Annotated in this window: 17 protein-coding genes; 9 read left to right on the top strand and 8 right to left on the bottom strand. The window is 72.4% G+C overall.

Annotation, left to right across the window (positions count from 1 at the left end; genetic code table 11):
• Together ACVGV2_RS06535 and ACVGV2_RS06540 are read left to right on the top strand one after the other, a co-directional pair.
• Entirely contained in the window at nucleotides 1-606 is a 606-nt protein-coding gene (locus ACVGV2_RS06535) for a hypothetical protein (RefSeq protein WP_459165145.1), read from the top strand.
• Between the two features lie 4 nt (nucleotides 607-610).
• Nucleotides 611-1,564, top strand: coding sequence for an ROK family protein (locus ACVGV2_RS06540; RefSeq protein WP_459165146.1), 954 nt, complete (start codon nucleotides 611-613; stop codon nucleotides 1,562-1,564).
• Between the two features lie 39 nt (nucleotides 1,565-1,603).
• On the opposite strand, the gene ACVGV2_RS06545 is transcribed toward ACVGV2_RS06540, so the two are convergent.
• Nucleotides 1,604-2,080 carry a DUF308 domain-containing protein gene (locus ACVGV2_RS06545; RefSeq protein WP_459165147.1) on the bottom strand — a complete coding sequence of 159 codons (477 nt, stop codon included), beginning with the start codon at nucleotides 2,078-2,080 and terminating at the stop codon, nucleotides 1,604-1,606.
• Nucleotides 2,077-2,868 carry an alpha/beta hydrolase gene (locus tag ACVGV2_RS06550; protein WP_459165148.1) on the bottom strand — a complete coding sequence of 264 codons (792 nt, stop codon included), beginning with the start codon at nucleotides 2,866-2,868 and terminating at the stop codon, nucleotides 2,077-2,079. The genes ACVGV2_RS06545 and ACVGV2_RS06550 overlap by 4 nt, the downstream gene beginning before the upstream one ends.
• 160 nt (nucleotides 2,869-3,028) lie before the next feature.
• Between ACVGV2_RS06550 and ACVGV2_RS06555 the strand changes: the two genes are divergently transcribed.
• The 4 genes from ACVGV2_RS06555 to ACVGV2_RS06570 all read left to right on the top strand — a co-directional run bounded on the left by ACVGV2_RS06555 (nucleotide 3,029) and on the right by ACVGV2_RS06570 (nucleotide 7,046).
• Nucleotides 3,029-3,757: a lysophospholipid acyltransferase family protein gene (locus ACVGV2_RS06555; RefSeq protein WP_459165149.1), complete on the top strand. Its 729-nt coding sequence runs from the start codon at nucleotides 3,029-3,031 to the stop codon at nucleotides 3,755-3,757.
• A gap of 183 nt (nucleotides 3,758-3,940) precedes the next feature.
• Nucleotides 3,941-4,450, top strand: coding sequence for a polyadenylate-specific 3'-exoribonuclease AS (locus ACVGV2_RS06560; protein WP_459165150.1), 510 nt, complete (start codon nucleotides 3,941-3,943; stop codon nucleotides 4,448-4,450).
• A 115-nt stretch (nucleotides 4,451-4,565) separates the two neighbouring features.
• Complete coding sequence (locus ACVGV2_RS06565; protein WP_459165898.1) at nucleotides 4,566-5,591, top strand: 6-phosphofructokinase; 1,026 nt, start codon at nucleotides 4,566-4,568, stop codon at nucleotides 5,589-5,591.
• 54 nt (nucleotides 5,592-5,645) lie between these two features.
• Nucleotides 5,646-7,046, top strand: a complete 1,401-nt coding sequence (locus tag ACVGV2_RS06570) for a class II 3-deoxy-7-phosphoheptulonate synthase (RefSeq protein WP_459165899.1) — start codon at nucleotides 5,646-5,648, stop codon at nucleotides 7,044-7,046.
• 305 nt (nucleotides 7,047-7,351) lie between these two features.
• Here the strand turns inward: ACVGV2_RS06570 and mptB are convergent, their stop codons facing one another.
• Nucleotides 7,352-8,968 (bottom strand): polyprenol phosphomannose-dependent alpha 1,6 mannosyltransferase MptB, encoded by a 1,617-nt coding sequence (mptB, locus tag ACVGV2_RS06575; RefSeq protein ID WP_459165151.1) that lies wholly within the window; start codon nucleotides 8,966-8,968, stop codon nucleotides 7,352-7,354.
• Nucleotides 8,969-9,199: 231 nt separating this feature from the next.
• Nucleotides 9,200-11,173: a Stk1 family PASTA domain-containing Ser/Thr kinase gene (gene pknB / locus ACVGV2_RS06580; RefSeq protein WP_459165152.1), complete on the bottom strand. Its 1,974-nt coding sequence runs from the start codon at nucleotides 11,171-11,173 to the stop codon at nucleotides 9,200-9,202.
• A 237-nt stretch (nucleotides 11,174-11,410) separates the two neighbouring features.
• On the opposite strand from pknB, the gene ACVGV2_RS06585 reads away from it, so the two are divergent.
• A complete protein-coding gene (locus ACVGV2_RS06585) occupies nucleotides 11,411-11,776 on the top strand; it encodes an Rv2175c family DNA-binding protein (protein WP_459165153.1) in 366 nt (121 codons plus the stop codon).
• A 130-nt stretch (nucleotides 11,777-11,906) separates the two neighbouring features.
• Here ACVGV2_RS06585 and crtI read toward each other — a convergent pair whose 3' ends face one another.
• From crtI to ACVGV2_RS06600, 3 genes are all read right to left on the bottom strand, one after another.
• Nucleotides 11,907-13,397, bottom strand: a complete 1,491-nt coding sequence (gene crtI / locus ACVGV2_RS06590; RefSeq protein WP_459165154.1) for a phytoene desaturase family protein — start codon at nucleotides 13,395-13,397, stop codon at nucleotides 11,907-11,909.
• Nucleotides 13,398-13,402: 5 nt separating this feature from the next.
• On the bottom strand, nucleotides 13,403-14,533 hold the full coding sequence (locus ACVGV2_RS06595) for a polyprenyl synthetase family protein (RefSeq protein ID WP_459165155.1): 1,131 nt from the start codon (nucleotides 14,531-14,533) through the stop codon (nucleotides 13,403-13,405).
• Between the two features lie 89 nt (nucleotides 14,534-14,622).
• Nucleotides 14,623-15,336 carry a DUF3153 domain-containing protein gene (locus ACVGV2_RS06600; protein ID WP_459165156.1) on the bottom strand — a complete coding sequence of 238 codons (714 nt, stop codon included), beginning with the start codon at nucleotides 15,334-15,336 and terminating at the stop codon, nucleotides 14,623-14,625.
• 175 nt (nucleotides 15,337-15,511) lie between these two features.
• Here ACVGV2_RS06600 and ACVGV2_RS06605 point away from each other — a divergent pair, with 175 nt between their 5' ends.
• Nucleotides 15,512-17,194 carry a DUF885 domain-containing protein gene (locus ACVGV2_RS06605; RefSeq protein WP_459165157.1) on the top strand — a complete coding sequence of 561 codons (1,683 nt, stop codon included), beginning with the start codon at nucleotides 15,512-15,514 and terminating at the stop codon, nucleotides 17,192-17,194.
• 163 nt (nucleotides 17,195-17,357) lie between these two features.
• Here ACVGV2_RS06605 and ACVGV2_RS06610 read toward each other — a convergent pair whose 3' ends face one another.
• The gene (locus tag ACVGV2_RS06610; RefSeq protein WP_459165158.1) at nucleotides 17,358-17,948 is read right to left on the bottom strand and encodes a GNAT family N-acetyltransferase; all 591 of its coding nucleotides are present in this window, start codon (nucleotides 17,946-17,948) and stop codon (nucleotides 17,358-17,360) included.
• Nucleotides 17,949-18,187: 239 nt separating this feature from the next.
• Between ACVGV2_RS06610 and ACVGV2_RS06615 the strand changes: the two genes are divergently transcribed.
• Nucleotides 18,188-18,646: an SAV_6107 family HEPN domain-containing protein gene (locus ACVGV2_RS06615; RefSeq protein WP_459165159.1), complete on the top strand. Its 459-nt coding sequence runs from the start codon at nucleotides 18,188-18,190 to the stop codon at nucleotides 18,644-18,646.
• Nucleotides 18,647-18,698 lie beyond the last annotated feature (52 nt).

Raw genomic sequence — 18,698 nt, forward strand, 5'->3', positions numbered from 1 at the left:
ATGACGCACGGCCGGGAAACCGGGCCCTCCGGCGGTGAGGCCCCGCGAGGCGATGCCCACCACGAACACGGCACAGCCCCGGCAGGGGAGAGCCAACCCGGTGGCACCGCGGGCGGTGAGCGGCTCTCCGCCGAGCTGCGCGCACTGCTGGAAGCCCTCGGTGCCTGGGCCGAACCCCGGGCTGGGCAGGGCGGCTCACCGGATGCGCAGGGCTCATCGGCTGCGCAGGACTCAGCGACTGGGCAGGACTCAGCGACTGGGCAGGACTCAGCGGCTGGGCCGGACGGCGAGGGGGAGAGCGGGGCCGGGGGGTGCAGCTGGTGTCCGCTGTGCGCACTCGCGGGGCTGCTGCGGCAGCGCCATCCGGAGCTGCTGGTCCAGCTCGCCGAGGCGTTGCGCGTGCTGCGGACCGCGGTGGCCGAACGGATCTCGGAAGACGCGACCACGGCGAGCGCGGCCGAAGCGGACACCGGTGCGGCCGCTGCTGCGTGCCCGGCGGACTCCGCGGGCGCGGAGCCCACGAGCAAGGCCGAGCGCATCACCGTGCGACGGGTCGACGGACCGGTCACCGCGCCGGAGAGCTCGGCATCCGGACGAGAGACGTGACGCGTTGCTGACCATTGGCGTTGACATCGGAGGTACGAGCCTGCGCGCTGGCGTCGTCGACGCGGACGGCGCGATCCACGCGACGCAGCGCATCCCCACGGCCGACACCAGCGACGGACTGACCACCGGCCTCGCGGAGACGGTGGGAGCGCTGGCGGCCGAACACCCGGTGTCCGCCGTCGGACTCGCCGTCGCGGGTTTCGTGAGCGCGGACCAGCGCGTCGTGCGCTTCGCCCCGCACCTGCCCTGGCGGCAGGTGGCGGTGGCCGACGAGCTGAACGAACGGCTGGGCCTGCCGGTGGTGCTCGAGCACGACGCGAACGCCGCTGCCATGGCGGAACAGCGGTTCGGCGCCGCCACGGATTCCCGGGTGAGCGTGCTCATCGCACTGGGCACGGGCATCGGCGGTGCCCTGGTGATCGGCGGTGAGCTCTTCCGCGGGGCCTACGGAGTGGCCCCGGAGTTCGGGCACCTGCGCCTCGTGCCGGACGGGCGCCCGTGCTCGTGCGGCAAGCACGGCTGCTGGGAGCGGTATTGCAGCGGTACGGCGCTGGTGGACACCGCCGTCGAACTCGGCGTGCCAGCGGCGGCCGGGGCCTCCGGTGCGGAGCTCACCGGAACGGCCGTGGCACGCGCCGCGGAGCGCGGTGATCCGGCCGCGGGCCGCGCCATGGACGAGTTGGGACGATGGCTCGGCGAGGGGCTCGCCCTCATCGCCGATGTGTACGACCCCGAGGTCGTGGTGATCACCGGAGGTGTCTCGGACTCGGCACCGCTGTTCCTGGACACCGCCCGGCAGCACTGCGCCGACGTGGCCACCGGGGCGGGGCACCGGCCGTTGGCGGACGTCCGGGTGGCCCGCTGCGGCGATCGGGCGGCGATGATCGGCGCCGCCGCGCTGGCTCGCTCGCACGTGCTTTCCGAGTTGGGGGAGCCAGCCACCCGCGCCTGCTCGTGACCGCCCCCGCCGCGGCACGCACCTCCATCCGCACTGCGGTCAGAGCCGCGCGCCGTCGTCATCGTCGTGATCGGAGGGGCCGCGGCGCAGCCGGAACAGCAGCCAGCCGATCCCGGCGCTGACGAGCACCAGCCCCAGCGGCAACGTGACCGGTGAGGCCAACCCGGCCAAGCCGGGCACGAGCAGCATCAGCACCCCGAACGCGATCACGGTGACCCCGCCGATGGCGCCGCCGCTGGGAGCTTTCAACGGCGGGGGTTCCGGCGGGACGAAGTGCTCGTCCTCCGGATCCTCGGCGGGACTCCAGTCGCGCGGCCCGTTCCCGGTCGCCATCCCGGATCCCTCGTCCGGTGTGTCCGCGGGTGCGGCCGAGGAGTCCGCCGCATCGGTCGCGGTCTCGGACGACGAGGCGGACCAGCGCTCGAACTGGGGGTCGTCTTCCAGCCCGGCGACGATCTCCGCGAACGCCGCGTCGATGTCTTCCGGTCCGTCGGGATCGTTCTGGCGCGTGCTCATAAGCGTTCCTCGGCGCGTTCGCGGTGGATGCGGTGCAGGAATTCGACGCTACCGCTGAACACCGTCGGCGCGTCGTAGTCCAGGGTGGCGACGTGGTGGCTGTTCGGCAGCACGACTTCGCTGCGATCCTGACTGCCCACGCCGTTCAGCACAATCCGGGCGTTGGCCGGTTCCACGACGTGGTCGACCGTCGAGTGGTACACGACCACCGGCTGGTGGACGGCGGGCAGGTCCGCACGCACCTGCCGCCACAGGCCCCGCAGGCTGTTCGCAGCCCGCAGCGGCAACCGGGCGTAGGCGACCTCGTGCGCTCCCGGCTGCGCGATGTCCCCGCCGAGCCCCCGCAGCGACGGCACGACGCGGGAGAGGGCGGGAAGGAGCCGGTTGCCCCGCTGCCAGGTGGCCACCGAAGGGTTCACCAGCAGCACGCCGGCGACGTCGGGATGCTGCTGGGCCAGCCGGAGCGCCAGTGCACCACCCATCGACTGGCCTGCGACGACGACCGCGGAGCACCGCGCGCGCAGCCGCAGCAGCGCGTGCTCCACGGCGCCGTACCAGTCCGTCCAGCGCGTGCGGTTGAGTTCCTGCCACCGGGTGCCGTGCCCCGGTAGCAGCGGGCAGGCGACGGTGTGCCCCGCGGCGTGCAGGTGCTCGCCCCACGGCCGCATGCTCTGCGGCGTACCGGTGAAGCCGTGGCAGAGCAGGACACCGATCTCCCGCGTGCCGTCCCATGTGAACGGGGCGGCTTCGGGCAGTAGGCTGTGCGCGCCGGGGATCGACTCGGACACGGGATCGCCACCTCCACGCGCGTGTCGGACACGCCGCAATGGTCGCACGTGTCCCCTCCTGCGCGGAGCGGTCGGTTCCGGGGGAGGCCCGCCGTTGTGCCTGTGCAGCGGGCTTCGTGGTTTACGATCCGGGTACGTCGGCGTCTAGAAGGGCAGTACGGTGCTGTACTGGTTGATGAAGCACGTCCTGCTGGGTCCGTTGCTCCGAGTCGCGTTCCGCCCCGCGGTCGAGGGTGCGGAGAACGTGCCCGCCCGAGGGGGCGCGATCCTCGTGAGCAACCACCTCGCGGTCGCCGACTCGTTCTTCATGCCGCTGATGATGCCGCGGCGCGTGACGTTTCTGGCCAAACGCGAGTACTTCACGGGCAGCGGATTGAAGGGCAAGCTGCAGAAGTTCTTCTTCACCGGTATCGGCCAGGTCCCCATCGACCGCACTAGCGGGGCCGCCGCGCGCGCCGCCCTGGACACCGGGGTGCGGCTGCTGCGCGAGGGGCACCTGCTCGGGGTGTATCCGGAGGGCACGCGCTCCCCGGACGGCCGGTTGTACAAGGGCAAGACCGGTGTGGCCCGGATGGCGCTGGAAGCGGGCGTGCCCGTCATCCCGGTGGCGATGCGGGGCACGGACCGGGTGAACCCGCCCGGTTCGCGGATGTGGCATCCGCGCAAGGTGCGGGTGCACGTGGGAGGGCCGCTGGATTTCTCCCGGTACGCCGGTATGGCCGGTGACCGGTTCGTCGAGCGGGCGATCACCGATGAGCTCATGTACGCGCTGATGGAACTGTCCGGGCAGCGCTACGTCGATGTCTACGCCGCGAAGGTCAAGGACGAGATGGCCGCCGGCGGGCGCGGGGTGGCCGGCTGGAGCGCACCGGAGCGCAAAGCCGGCTGAACGCGCGCCGCCGGCCGGTCCGGGCGGCGAGCGCGCCCTGGTGCTGCCCGGTGCGGAGTGCGCGGGATGCGCTGCGCGGCGCTGCTGACGCCTGGTTCACCATGAGGGTCCGGGTCGGGCGCCGCAGCGGTGGCCCGCCGGCGGCTCGCAGCAGGATCGGACAGAAAGTGCAGGCCAGGATCGTTGCCTAGAAGGTTTTTTTACGACTGCGAGTTCATCGAGGACGGGAACACCATCGACCTGGTGTCGATCGGCGTGGTCGACGAGTCCGGCCGCGAGTTCTACGCGGTGTCCACCGAGTTCGACGAGGCGCGCGCGGGCCCGTGGGTGCGGCGGTACGTGCTGCCGCAGCTGCCGCCGCCGTCCGACTCGGCGTGGTGCTCGCGGGCGCGCATCCGCGAGGACCTCTTCCGGTTCGTGACCGCGGACGGCTCCGGGGACGTCGAGCTGTGGGCCTGGTACGCCGCCTACGACCACGTCGCGCTGGCCCAGTTGTGGGGTCCGATGCCCGCACTGCCCGCGCAGATCCCGAAGTTCACGCGCGACCTGCGGCAACGCTGGGAGGACGTCGGCAAACCGCGGCTTCCCGCTACGCCGGAGAACGCGCACGACGCGCTGGCCGATGCGCGGCACAACCTGCGCCGCTGGAGGGTGATCGAACAGGCCGGGCGGCCGCTCGGTTACCCCAGGTGATCGACGGTGCTTGCTGCACCGATCCAGCCCGTGTCACGCTGGCGACTCCGCGGTGAGACCTGAGTCACTGCTGTCCGGTCCGTTCGGTTGGGAGGCGGCGCAGATGCCGACTGGAATGCGGGTGGGCGTGCTCACCGGCGGCGGTGATTGCCCGGGGTTGAACGCCGTGCTGCGCGCGGTCACGCGGCGCGGCGTGTCCGAGTACGGTCACGAGATCGTGGGGTTCCGCAACGGGTGGCAAGGCCCGATCGAAGGGGCGGTGCAGCCGCTCGGCCTCGACGACGTCGAGCACATCCTCGACCGCGGCGGCACGGTCCTCGGGTCCTCGCGGACGAATCCGTACTCGGTCGAGGACGGCGTACCGCGTCTTCAACGCACGCTCGAGCGGGAAGGCATCGACGCGCTGCTGGCGATCGGTGGTGAGGACACGCTCGGTGTGGCCGAACGGCTGGGCCGCGACGGGGTACCCGTCGTCGGAGTGCCGAAGACGATCGACAACGACCTCGAGGCCACCGACTACACCTTCGGGTTCGACACCGCGGTGCACATCGCCACCGAAGCCGTCGACCGACTGCGCACCACGGCCGAATCCCACCACCGCGCGCTCGTCGTCGAGGTCATGGGCCGCCACGCCGGCTGGATCGCGCTGCACTCCGGGCTGGCAGGGGGCGCCAACGTGATCCTCGTGCCCGAGCAGGAGTTCAACGTGGCCAAGGTCTGCGACTGGGTGCGGATGCGTTTCGAACGCGAGTACGCACCGATCATCGTCGTGGCCGAAGGCGCCGTTCCCGAAGGTGGCGAGGAGCTGCTCGCCACCGGAGAGCGGGACGCGTTCGGACACGTCCGCCTCGGCGGCGTGGGCACGTGGCTGGCCGACGAGATCGCCGCAGCCACCGGGCGCGAGTCCCGCGCGGTGGTGCTCGGGCACACCCAGCGCGGCGGGTCGCCCACGGCCTACGACCGCGTGCTGGCCACCCGGTTCGGGCTGCACGCGATCGAAGCGGTGACCCGGGAGGAGTTCGGCAGCATGGTCGCGCTGCGCGGCACCGACATCGTGCGCGTTCCGTTGCGCGAGGCGACTGCGGCGCTCAAGACCGTGCCGCTGGAGCGCTACGCCGAGGCCGAAGTGCTGTTCGGCTAGCGCCTCACCTGTGACGCGCTTCTCCCGGAGGAAAAATCCGTGGCGGCGCCGCCTATTCTGGGGTGCGTGAACTGGACCGTAGACGTACCCGTTGACGAGCTCCCCGACCTTCCACCGCTGCCGCCGGAGTTGCGGGCGCGCCTCGACGACGCGCTCGCCCGGCCCGCCGCGCAGCAGCCGCGGTGGCCGGACCCGGAGCAGGTCCAGCAGGTCCGGAAGGTGCTGGAAAGCGTGCCGCCGGTCACTGTGGCCTCCGAGGTCGACCGCCTGCGCGAGAACCTCGCCTCCGTGGCCCGCGGTGAGGCGTTCCTGCTGCAGGGGGGTGACTGCGCCGAGACCTTCGCCGACAACACGGAACCGCACATCCGCGGCAACATCCGTACGCTGCTGCAGATGGCCGTGGTGCTGACCTACGGCGCGAGCATGCCCGTGGTCAAGGTCGGCCGGCTCGCCGGGCAGTACTCCAAGCCGCGGTCCAAGGACACCGACGCCCTCGGTCTGCCCGCCTACCGCGGCGACATGGTCAACTCGCTCGCCGCGGACGAGAAGGCGCGCGAGCACGATCCCTCCCGGCTCATCCGCGCATACGCCAACGCGAGCGCGACGATGAACCTGTCCCGCGCGCTGACCAGCGCCGGGATGGCCGCGCTGGCCAAGGTGCACGACTGGAACAAGGATTTCGTGCTCAACTCCCCGGCGGGGGAGCGCTACGAGTCGGTGGCCGCCGAGATCGACCGCGGCCTGCGGTTCATGTCGGCCTGCGGGGTCGACGACTCGAGCCTGCACTCCGTCGAGTTCTACGCCAGTCACGAGGCGCTCGTCCTCGACTACGAACGGGCCATGCTGCGGTTGGAGAACCGCGACGGCACACCCCGGCTGTACGACCTGTCCGGCCACTTCCTGTGGATCGGGGAGCGGACGCGTCAGCTCGACGGTGCGCACATCGCCTTCGCCGAACTGCTGGCCAACCCGATCGGCGTGAAGATCGGCCCGGACACGACGCCCGAGCAGGCCGTGGAGTACGTCGAACGGCTCGACCCGCACCACGAGGCGGGCCGTCTGACGCTCGTCACCCGCATGGGCAACGACAAGATCCGGGATGCGCTGCCGGCCATCGTGGAGAAGGTCACCGCCTCCGGGCACGACGTGATCTGGCAGTGCGATCCGATGCACGGCAACACCCACGAGTCCAGCACCGGCTACAAGACGCGGCACTTCGACCGGGTCGTCGACGAGGTGCAGGGCTTCTTCGAGGTGCACCACAAACTGGGCACCCACCCGGGTGGCGTGCACATCGAGCTGACCGGTGAGGACGTCACGGAGTGCCTCGGCGGGGCGCAGGACATCTCCGACACCGACCTCAGCGGCCGGTACGAGACCGCGTGCGACCCGCGACTGAACACCCAGCAGTCGCTGGAGCTGGCGTTCCTCGTGGCGGAGATGCTGCGGAACTGAACCGTTGCCGGCACACGGCGGCCGCGCCCCGCGGGGCGCGGCCGTTTCGCGCGCACCCGAGCCGTGCGGCCTCCGCGACGGCGGCCCGCGGGAGCGGTGGTCTGCTGGAGTGGTCGGTCGGCACGGCTGTGCGGTGCGCGGCGTGCTGCTGCGGCTTCGGCCTGCTGCGGCTTCGGCCTGCTGCGGTGCCGGCCTGTTGCGGTGCCGGCCTGCTGCGGCTTCGGCCTGCTGCGGTGCCGGCCTGTTGCGGTGCCGGCCTGCTGCGGTGCCGGCCTGCTGCGGTGCCGGCCTGTTGCGGTGCCGGGTCAGCCGCGCCGGTCGGGGTGCTCGCCGGTCTGCGTGGCGGCCGGTCCGTCGTCGAGCGTGATGCCCGTCTCCGGGTGCGCGTCGTCCGGTGCGCTCACGACCTTGCGCCCCGTTCGCGGCTCGTGCAGGTTCAGCGGATCGAACCGGAGCAGGGAAGCGGCGGCCAGCAGCGCCAACGCGACCACACCGGCCATGTACGGCCAGTTGAACATCGCCTGCTCGCCATCTGGGTAGTAGGCGAGGATGAGCACGACCTGCCCGCCCACGAGCACCGTCAGGGCTCGCTCGGACCAGGGCAGCGCGCACGCCAGGGCCATCGACCAGCTCAGGTACCACGGCAGCACGGTCGGGCCGAGCAGAGCCGCCGCGCAGAGGGCGATCGCCGCACGGTGGACCGCCTCGACACCGCCGTTTCGGGCTTGCCACCACTGGTGCACCAGCACGCCGGCGAGGGCGAGCATCCCGAGGGCGCGTCCGGTTTCGATGAACGCGGCGCCGGGGACGTCGACGAAGAGCGAGACGACGCCGTGCACGGCCTGACCGAGGCCGGTGGGCACCGAGAGGTAGTTGACGATGATGCTGGGCGCGGAGAGCGCGGGCAGCCAGCCGAACCCGACACCGGCGAGGGCCATGCACGTGCCGAACACGGCGCCGAACACGCCCAGCGCCGGCACCACCGCGCGCAGGAACCGCCACCCCAGCGATCCTCCGTAGCGGCCGGCCCACATCCACACGAGGAACGGCAGCAGCACACCGGCGGTCGCCTTGATCGCCATGGCCACCGTCACCACGGCGACCGCGCTGGCGTGGAAGTTGCGCAGCGCCAGCAGCGTGCCAGCCGCCAGCAGCCCGACCACGAGCAGGTCGTTATGCGGCCCGCCGACGAGCTGGGTGACGGTCAGCGGGCTGGCCACCGCGATCCACAACGCCACGGGCAGCCGTCCGCCGAGGTGGCGCACCAGACCCGGCAGCACGGCCGCGAACAGCACCAGGCCGAGCAGGACGAGCAACCGGAACGCGATCACACCCACGAGCACGTGGTTGCCGACGGCCCAGGCCATGGCTGCGGAGATGGCGACGAACAGCGGCCCGTACGGTGCTGGCGTCGTGTGCCAGGTGGGGTGGACGTTGTCCGGCAGCGGTCCGTCGAGCACTGCGGGTCCGAGGGCGTACGGATCGAGGCCGTGCACGGCCAGCATCCCCTGGCCGAGGTAGCTGTACACGTCCCGGGTGAACAGCGGTGGGGCGATGAGCAGCGGAGCCATCCACGCGGCCCCGGCCAGCAGCACGCTGCGCGCGGACACCAGGTGCGTCAGCACTCCGCGTCCGAGGCGGATCCACGCCCACAGCAGCACCGCGAACCCGATGTAGGTGGCCGCGAAGGCGAGTTCCCGGCCGTGCCCGTACCGGATCAGCGACAGCGGCCCGTCGGCGAGGACCGGATCACGCATGAGCGTGCCGCCGGCGCCGAGCGAGCCCAGCAGCATCAGCAGCGAGCCCGCCGCACCCAGGGCGATCGTGCGCAGCGGCAGGGGGCCGCGGAGCAGCTCGTACCACCGCAGTGGTGCAGCTCGGGCGGAGTCAGTGGCGCCGGGGGACGGCATCGGGGGAGTCATCGGGGCCATGGCATGCCCCATAGTTCCACATCGTCCCGATCATGGCGGCGTCGGCGGTACGTCCGTGTCGCCGCAGAACGCCGCCGCCTCGCACCGAGATCGGATTCGAACTGGTCGCAGCGGTGCGGAGGTGGCGGCGAAGCTGCGACGCGAGCAACGTCACACCGGGTGCTGCCGCGAGGGTGTCGCCGCGGGCTTGTTGTGCGGACTGCTGCTGCGGGCCGCAGCGGGTCAGAACGCGTTGACCGAGACGGTCGAGCCGGGTTCCACGCGCTGCCCGGCCATGGGCAGCTGCCCCAGCACGAGCCCGCCCTGACGGTCGAAGAGGCTGCGCACCTTCAACTGCAGTCCCGCGTCGGCCGCCATCTGCTGTGCTTCCTGCACCGACTTGCCGTTGAAGTTCGGCACCGACACGGCGTTGGACACGACCACGCCGACGCGGGCCTCGCCCGACTGCTGCACGGTCGTGCCGCTTCCGGGGTCGGTGCGGACGACGTGGCCGCCTTCGACATCGCCGTTGAACTCCTGGCCGGCCACGTACGGCGTGAACCCGGCCTGCTGCAGCGCCTGGAAGGCCTCGTCCTGCGCGGCTCCGGACACGTCCGGGACCGGCACCGGGCGCGGGCCCCTGCTGAGGACGAGCCGCACCTCGGAACTGGAGGACAACCGCGTGCCCGGCTGCGGATCCACGCGGATGACGTGCCCCTCGGGCACCGAGCGGTGGTATTCCTCGCCGGCCTGCTGCGGGCGCAGCTGCGCGTTGCGCAGCGCGCTTTCCGCATCGGACACGCTCGTTCCCGGTTCGATGTTCGGTACCCGCGGCTTGCCCAGCGAGACCACGACCTGCACCGAGCCGCCGTCGGAGACCCGCGAGCCCGCGTTCGGCTCGGTGCGCAGCACGAGTCCTTCCGCGGTCTCGTCGTTGTGCTCCCGCGAGACCTCAGGTTGCAGCCCCGCCTCGCGGAGCGTGGCGGTGGCCTGCTGCTCCGGTTGGCCGGCCACGCGCGGCACGTCGATCTGCTGCGCCACCCCGAGGTAGAACGCGCCCGCCCCGAGCAGGCCGACCAGCACCAGCACCGCGAGGGTCCACAGCAGTCCGCGGCGGCGCCCGCGCCGACGGTCGGATCCCACCGCGGCGATCTCCCGCGTGTCCTCGGCTTCGGTGCCCGCCTCCTGCGCAGGCCGGGACAGTGCCCGCGTCCCGCGCGGGCCGGGCGATTCGGCCGCGCCGGCCTGGTGGGCGCGCGTGTCCCGCAGCGGTGGTTCGGCCGGGGCCATCCGCTCGGTGCGTTCGGCATCGGCGGGCACCGGAACGGAAACCGGGGCGATGCCCAGGTCCTGGCGCAGCCGGACCAGCTCGGTGCGGAAGGCCTCCGCATCGGCAGGTCGCTCCGCGGCGTCGCGCCGGGTAGCGCGCACGGCCAGCGCGTCCACCGCCGGCGGTAGCTCGGGCAGCTGCTCCCCGGGCGGGGGCATGTCCTCGTTGACGTGCCGGTAGGCGACCGAGAGCGCGTTGTCGGCGACGTACGGCGGTTGGCCGGTGAGCATCTCGTGGAGCACCACCCCGGCCGCGTACACGTCGCTGCGCGGGTCCGCGTCACCGGTGGTGACCTGCTCGGGCGAGAGGTAGGCGACCGTGCCCAGGATGACGCTGCCGCTGGTGGTGCCGGCGGAGGCGGCGGCCCGCACCAGGCCGAAGTCGGCCACGTGCACGGTTCCGTCCGTTCCGATCAGCACGTTCTCCGGCTTCACGTCGCGGTGCACCATTCCCGCGTGGTGCGCCGCACCCAGCGCCGACAGCACCGGTTCCAGCACGCTCAAGGCAACCGGCAGCGACAGGCCGCCGTGCTGCTGGATGAGGTCGCGCAGGGTGCAGCCGCGTACCAGCTGCATCACCAGGAACACGTGATCGCCCGCGGGGTTGCGGTCCACGCCCTGGTCGTAGACGCCGACGATGTTCGGGTGGTCGAGCCGGGCGGCGGCACGCGCTTCCCGCTCGAAGCGTTCCACGAAGGAGCGGTCCCCCGAGTGCTGGGAGTCCATCACCTTGATCGCCACGGGGCGGTCGAGGCGCGTGTCCACACCGCTGTACACGGTGGACATGCCGCCGCGCGCGAGCACCGCGTCCACCCGGTACCGGCCTTCCAGCAGGGAACCCGGTAACGGCGCGGGTCCGCTGCGACCGGAATCTGCGTCAGGAGTCATGAGTCGCCAACCCGAGTCGTCGTGTCCGGCTGATTGTGGCAGGTGATCCAGGGCACGACGGGTGCTGTGCGCCCGCGCCGCGGCACGCGGAACCGGTCTGCTTTCCGATCACGGAGTCGATCGTAGGCGGCGCGGTTCACCGGTCCGTGTCCGGTGGCACGATCCAGCGGAGGCCGCCCGCCGCGTAGCCCGTCCGGTGCAACGCAGGGGCGGGAGCTGTGTGGCATCGTGGGCGGCGTGAGTGCGATTCCTGCAGCTCCGGATGTACTCGCTCCCGACGTGGAGCTCATCCCGGTCCCCGAAGTAGCGAAGCGATTCAACCGGCCGGCCACCCGGGTGCACCAGCTGATCCGCGAAGGCCAGCTGCTCGCCATGCGACGCGACGGCGAGCTGAGCATCCCGGCCGCGTTCCTCACCGAGGACGGCATCGTCAAAGGGCTCCCCGGCACGCTCACGTTGCTCAGCGACGCCGGCTACCACCCCGACGAGATCCTGCGGTGGCTGTTCACCGAGGACGAGACCCTCCCCGGCAGTCCCATCCAGGCGCTGCGCGAGAACCGGGGGCGCGAGGTCAAGCGACGGGCCCAAGCCATGGGCTTCTGATCGGTGCGCGGTCCGCACCCCCGGCACGGCGGGTGCGGACAGGTGCTTCGGCCGGGACCGATCGCCGGGCCTGTCCGCGTGCGCACGGGCGGCAAGCACCACTGCTGGGGGTCGACGCGTGCCGCACCGGTCAACGGCCGGTGGCGCGCTGGCCGGTGATGCGCTGGCCGGTGATGCGCTGCGCCGCGTGCTTGCCGGACAGCAGCACCGGAGGCACACCGACACCGGGCGTGGTGCCGGAACCGGCGAGCACCACGTTCTCCCACCCGTGCACCAGGTTGCGCTGCCGGAACGGTCCGGTCTGCGCGAACGTGTGCGCCGCGGAGAACGGTGTTCCGGCCGCGTAGCCCCGCGCGGCCCAGTCCGCCGGAGTCACCAGCGACAGGCTCAGCGGCTCGTCACCGTCCGCGAGGAACCCGCGGCGGCGCAGCGTTCCCGCCAGTTCGTCCCGATAGGCGGGGCCCACCCGGTCCCAGTCGATCGCACCGGTGCGCAGGTTCGGGCACGGCGCGAGCACGTACTGCAACTCGCGGCCCGCGGGGGCGAGTGCGGCATCGGTGGCCGTCGGCCGCGTCACCAGCAGCGAGGGATCGCTCATGAGGCGTCCGCGGCTCAGCTCCGCGAACGTGTCCGACCAGGCGGCGCCGAACGAGATCGTGTGGTGCGCGTCCGTCAGCGGGGTGGAACTGCCCACGTGCCACACCACAGCCGAATGCGCCCAGGTCGGCTCGCGCCGCGGCGCCCGCCCCAGCAGCTGCCACGTCTCCGGCAGGTCGGCGGTGCTGACGACCGCGTCGGCGGGGATGCGACCGGACGTGGTGTGCAGCGCCGCGGCACGTCCCGCCCGGCGCTGCACACCGGTGACCTGCTCGCCGAACCGGAACCGGACGCCTGCCTGCGCGGCTGCCTCGGCCAGGGCCCGCGGCAGCGCATGGGTGCCGCCGCGGGGAAACCAGACGCCGCCCACCGTGTCCATGTAGGGGATCGCCGAATACAGCGCCAACGCCTGCCGCGGATCCAGTCCCGCGTAGAGCGACTGGAACGTGAACACGCGCACCACGCGCGGATCGGACAGGAAGCGGCGCACGGCGCGTTCGAGCCGCCCGAACCCGCCCAACCAGGCGACGCGGGCCAGTTCCGGACGCAGCAGGTCGGCCGGCGAATCGAAGTTCGCGTCGATGAACCGCCCCCACTCGGCCCGGTACATCGCGGTGAGCCAGCGGCGCAGCCGGCGGTACCCGCGCGCCTCGCGGGGTCCGGCGAACCGCCGCACCTCCGCCTCCATCGCTTCGGCGTCGCTGTGCACGTCGAGGGCGCTGCCGTCGGCGAACCGCGCCCGGTAGGCGGGGTGCAGCGGCAGCAGCTCCACCCGCTCGCGCAGCGAATCGCCCACCGCGGCCAGCGCTTCGTCGAACAGCTCCGGCATCGTCACCACGGTCGGGCCCGTGTCGATGCGGTAATCGCCGCTCTCCTGCCGACCGGCGCGACCGCCGGGCCCTGACGCGCGTTCCACCACCGTGACTTCCCGGCCGGCCCCGGCCAGGTGCAGCGCCGCCGCCAAGCCGGACAGCCCGGCGCCGATGATCACCACCCGGTCGGTGGGCCCCGCTACCGTGCGCACGCGCGTCACCTGGTCCGGTCGGTGACGGTCACCGCCAGTTCCGCCAGCCGGCTCGCGGCGGGTTCGGCCAGGTCGACGCTGTGCAGGGCGTGCATCGCCGAGCCGGTGAGGTCGCTGATCCGCCGCTCCACCGCCGCATCGGCTCCGACGTTGCGCAGGGTCTCCTGCACGCGCTGCACATCGCCGTCGCTCAGGTTCGGCTCTCCGAGCGCGGTGCGCAACTCCTCCGCAGCGGCGGTGTCGTCGCGCCGCTGCGCCGCGTCGAACGCTTCGGCGACGAGCACGGTCCGCTTGCCCTCGCGGAGGTCGTCCCCGGCGGGTTTGCCGGTCACCTCCGGGTCGCCGAAGACGCCGAGCAGGTCGTCGCGCAGCTGGAAGGCCACCCCGATGTCGGAGCCGAAACGGCGCAGCGCCGCCACCGCCTCCGGGGTGCCGCCGGCGATCTCCGCGCCCAGTTCCAGCGGCCGCTGCACGGTGTACGAGGCCGATTTGAGCGCGCACACGCGCAGCGCGGCCTCAGCCGACTCGTCCCCGCTGGCCTGCCCCAGCACGTCCAGGTACTGCCCGCCGAGCACCTCCGTGCGCATCGCCTGCCACGGACGCATGCCGCGCCGCAGCGACTCGGTGCCCACCCCGGCGTCGAAGAACATGTCGTCGGCCCAGGCCAGCGCCAGATCTCCCAGCAGCACAGCGGCGGCCATCCCGAACCGGTCGGACCGCCCGCGGTGCTGCGCCTGCCGGTGGGACTGCGCGAACACGCGGTGCACCGTCGGATTGCCGCGCCGCGTGTCGGAATCGTCGATGAGGTCGTCGTGCACCAGTGCGCAGGCCTGCAGCAGCTCGAGAGCGCTGGCCGCCTGCAGCATCGCCGCCGCGGCGGGGCCGTGCCCCGCGCCGCCGGCGGCGCGCCACCCCCACCAGGCGAACGTGGGCCGCAGTCGCTTCCCGCCACCGAGGACGAAGCCGTCCAGCTCGGCGGTGGCTTCCCGGAAGGCCGCGCTGAACCCGTCCACCTCGCGCACGCGCCGCTGCAGGTAGTGGGTCAGCGCGCGGTGCACGTGCTCGGGCAGGTCCTCGTCGAACCCGACGCTGCGCGGTGGGTCGTCGGGTGCGGATCGGATGCGGGGGGCGGACACGGTTCCATCCTCCGTGATACGCGCGCGGCGCGGTCGGCGGGGCCGGTCCGGATGAGTGCCGAGTCGGCTGCGCTGCGCGTCCAGCGGGGTCACGTGCGCGACCCCGGCGCCGGGGCCGCGGCGTCCTCGGGGGAGACGCGGCTGCGCAGATGCGTCCGCAGCGCCAACAGCCCCACCAGTGCCGCCGCGGCCAGCGTGCCCAGGGCCACCGCGCTCGCCCAGACCGTCCACGGCCCGACGGCCGAGCTCGAGTACTGGTAGGTCACCGCCATGTGCGTGACCTCGCCGGGTTCGAGGTTCCAGGTCACCGTTCCCGCGCTTTCCTGGCCGTTGCTGTTCGTGATCTGGCCCGGCGCGCTGATCCGCACGAGCACTGATGAATCGGTGTTGGCCAGCGGGGTGAGGTCCACCCGCGCGTTGGCGTCGACGAGCGTGCCGTGCCGCCGCAGCGTGACCTCGTAGCGGGAGTCGCTCGGGCTCAGCTCCTGCGCGAGCGCTTCCACCTCGTGGAAGGTCAGGTCGTGGAAGGACAGGTGCGAGCCGTGCCGCCCGTCGGTGGTGTAGGGCTCGACGGTCACCCGATCGGCCAGGTGCGGCGGCGGTTTCAACCGGAACGGTTCCTGCCCCGCGGCCGTTCGAGTGGAAACGCGCAGTTCGCCGGAAGCGCGGTCCTCGTCGGTGATGTTGATCGACGCGCTCAGGTGCAGGCAGCCGGTCAGCGCGACGGTCATCGCGGTGAGCAGCACCGCGAACAGCGCGTTGCGCGCACCCCGCGGACGTCGGCGGCGGTTCGTGATGTCCACGGCAAGAAGAGTGGCACGAGGAGGTCGGCTTCGCCGTGTGCTCGCCACGCGCCGGTGAACGCCGGATGCCCTGCGCGGGAGCGCCCCGTGCAGGCTCGTTCGGCGGTGCCCGCCGCGGGGAGGGGCCGCGGGCAGAGAACGGGCCCGCGCGGGCCCTGCGCGGTAGCGTGTCCGCATGGCAGATGATCGCGACGGCGTCCATGCCGTGAGTGACCAGTACGTGGCGGATCTGGTGGCGCTCGACCCGATCGCGGGCACCGCGCTCGGCGTCTCCGGTGGTGAGGACAGGCTCACCGACTACTCCCCGGACGGCCACCGCGCCCGCGCCGATCTCGCCAAGCGCGCGCTCGCCCGCGTCAGCGGCGCCGAACCACGCGACGAGAGCGAGCGCGTGGCGCAGGCCGTGTTCCGGGAACGCGTCGGCCTGGACGTCGAGCTGCACGAGGCAGGTGCGGACATGTCCGCGCTCAACGTGATCGCCAGCCCGGTGCAGGACCTGCGCCAGGTTTTCGACCTCATGCCCGGCGAGACCCCGGAGCAGTGGCACACCATCGCGCGGCGGCTCGCGGCGATGCCCGAGGCCGTCGGCGGGTTGTGCGCGAGCCTGCGCGAAGCCGCCCGCGCCGGCGACGTGGCCGCCGCGCGCCAGGTTCGCCGGGTAGCCGAGCAGTGCGACACCTGGTCCGGCAAGGACGGCGGTGAATCCTTCTTCACCGCCATGATCAACCGTGGCGGAGACCAGGAGCCCGCACTGCGCCGGGAACTGGAGCGTGGCGCTGAACTCGCCGCGGGCGCCTACCGCGAGCTGGCCGAGTTCCTCCGCTCCGAACTGCTGCCGCAGGCGCCGGACACCGACGCTGTCGGCGAAGAGCGCTACCGGTTGTGGTCGCGGTACTTCCTCGGGGCGCGGCTCGACCTGCGCGAGGCCTACGAGTGGGGCTGGAACGAGTTCACCGCGCTCGAACGGGAGATGTACGAGCTGGTCGACAGCATCAGCAGCGGCTCATCGGTGGCCGAGGTCGCGCGCTCGCTCGACGAGGACGAGCGCTACCGGATCCGCGGCCAGGACGCGCTGCGGGACTGGATGCAGCAGCTCGCCGACACGGCGATCGGCGAGCTGGCCGGCGCGGAGTTCGACATCCCCGAACAGCTGCGCACCCTCGAATGCCACATCGCGCCGCCTGGCGGCGGTGTCGGCGCGTACTACACCGCCCCCACCGAGGACTTCCAGCGCCCCGGGCGGATGTGGTGGTCGCTGCCGCAGGAGCGCACCGAATTCCCCGTGTGGCGCGAGGTCACCGTCGTCTACCACGAAGGCGTACCGGGGCACCACCTGCAGGTGGGTACGGCGGTGCACGAGGCGCAGCGGCTCAACCGGTTCCAGCGGCTGGCGTGCTTCGTCTCGGCCCACGGCGAGGGGTGGGCGTTGTACGCCGAGCGGCTCATGCGCGAGCTCGGTTACCTGCAGGATCCCGCGTACCTGCTGGGCATGCTCAACGAGCAGTTGTTCCGCGCGGCCCGGGTGATCGTGGACATCGGCATGCACCTGCAGCTGGAGATCCCCCGCGGCACCGGTTTCCACGAAGGGGAGCGCTGGACGCCCGAGCTCGGTCGGGACTTCATGCTGCAGCGCACCGTGGCCGATCCGGAGCACGTCCGCGACGAGATCGACCGCTACCTGGGGTGGCCGGGGCAAGCCCCGTCGTACAAGCTCGGGGAGCGGTTGTGGCGTGCCGCCAGGGACGAGGCGCACCAGCGCCACGGGACGGCCTTCAGTCGCAAGGAGTTCCACCGCCGTGCGCTCGAGCTCGGGCCGATGGGGTTGGACACGCTGCGCGAGCAGCTCGCGCGGATCTGACGCCGTGCCGCCGTGCGCAGTGGGGGCCGGCGCGCGGCCGCGCTGCGCGGCGGCAGCGTGCTCGGCGTGCCGCAGCGTGCTCGGCGTGCGGCAGCGGTGCGCGCGGGTTCCGCTGTCCGGTGCGAAGTGCGTCGACCGGTGCGCCGCGCTGCTGCTCGGGGCGCTACAGCCCGGGGCGTTGCTGCTCGGCGTCGTCGAGGGGCAGGGACCGCCCGAGCACGGCGAAGGGCCGCGGATCCCCGGCGAACCGGTGCTGGCGCAGCACGTCCTGGAACCCCATGCGCCGGTACAGCCGCCACGCGCGTGTCGGCCCTTCCGGAGTGGACAGCAGCACCGCTGCCGCGGGCGCGGGTGAGAGCAGCCGGCGGGCCACGTCCTCGCCGAGTCCGGAACCCTGCCAGTCCGGGTGCACGTGCAGCTCGGTGAGCTCGAAGTAGTCGTCGAGCCACCTCTCCGGGGAAGCCCCCGCGTGCATCAGCCCCCGGCGCACCTGCTCGTGCCACCACTGCCCGGGCGTGCCGAGGTAGCCGTAGCCGATGGCGGCGAGTTCGTCGTCATCGCTGACCGCGCCGACGCAGCGCCAGCCGGGACGGAGCATGTGCGCGGTCCACATCGGGGCGCGCTGCTGGGCCGTGGTCTCGGGATAGTCCATCGCGGCGACGTACAGCGACAGCGCTTCAGCCAGCCGGGCGCGGAGGTCGTGCGCGGAGAACTCCGCGAGCCGGGCGCAGCGGGGGGATGGTGCGGCGGTCACGGCCCGCACACTAGCGCTTCTCAGGGCTGCGTGGGGACAGCTGCGCTCGGGCGGAGCAGTTCCCCAGTCACTCGAACTGGTGATCGAAAAACTCTTGAGTCGCGATGGCGAGGACTCTACAGTCGAACGTGTCGAACGGATATTCGAACGCACCTCGTTCGTGAGCCCGTCTCGTACATGCGCCCGTCTCGCACATGAGTCGGAGTCCGTGAACCGGAGTACTCGTCTGGAGGTCCGCCATGGCGTCATCGCTCGAATCCGCCACTCAGCCGCCGTTGATCCCCGTCCAGCGCAGTGCCGAACGGCCTGCGGGTGCACCGCGGCACGCCGCATGCCCCTCGGGGCCGCTCTCGCTGCTCGCCCAGGCGCGCAGCTGCTGCGAGATCGCCCAGGACGCCGCTACCACCGAGCAGCGGTACGTGGAGGCGCACATCGCTGCGTTCCGGGCGGCGACGGCGCTGGTGCTGGCGCGGTCCCGGTACCGCACGAGCGCGAAACCCGCCAGCGTGTGGTCGCTGCTGACCGAGACCGTTCCCGAACTGCGCGAATGGGCTGGGTACTTCGCCGCGCGTTCGGAGCGCCGGGCCGCGGTGGAGGCGGGTGCCCGGGCGTCCGCGGAGGAAGCCGACGAGCTGCGTCTCCGCTCGGGCGAATTCCTGGAGGTTGCCGAACGCAGCCTGCTGGAGGTCTTGTCGTGAGCCCGGAGCGCGCGCACGTCTCTGCGAGGGCGCAGGACGGTCTCCGACCGCC

This window comes from Bounagaea algeriensis (assembly GCF_054491375.1).

Excerpts from the sequence above, each read along its gene's own strand:
- ACVGV2_RS06535 (WP_459165145.1), top strand. The coding sequence starts at position 1 with ATGACGCACGGCCGGGAAACCGGGCCCTCCGGCGGTGAGGCCCCGCGA.
- ACVGV2_RS06545 (WP_459165147.1), bottom strand. The coding sequence starts at position 2,080 with ATGAGCACGCGCCAGAACGATCCCGACGGACCGGAAGACATCGACGCG.
- ACVGV2_RS06565 (WP_459165898.1), top strand. The coding sequence starts at position 4,566 with ATGCGGGTGGGCGTGCTCACCGGCGGCGGTGATTGCCCGGGGTTGAAC.
- mptB (WP_459165151.1), bottom strand. The coding sequence starts at position 8,968 with ATGACTCCCCCGATGCCGTCCCCCGGCGCCACTGACTCCGCCCGAGCT.
- pknB (WP_459165152.1), bottom strand. The coding sequence starts at position 11,173 with ATGACTCCTGACGCAGATTCCGGTCGCAGCGGACCCGCGCCGTTACCG.
- ACVGV2_RS06605 (WP_459165157.1), top strand. The coding sequence starts at position 15,512 with ATGGCAGATGATCGCGACGGCGTCCATGCCGTGAGTGACCAGTACGTG.
- ACVGV2_RS06615 (WP_459165159.1), top strand. The coding sequence starts at position 18,188 with ATGGCGTCATCGCTCGAATCCGCCACTCAGCCGCCGTTGATCCCCGTC.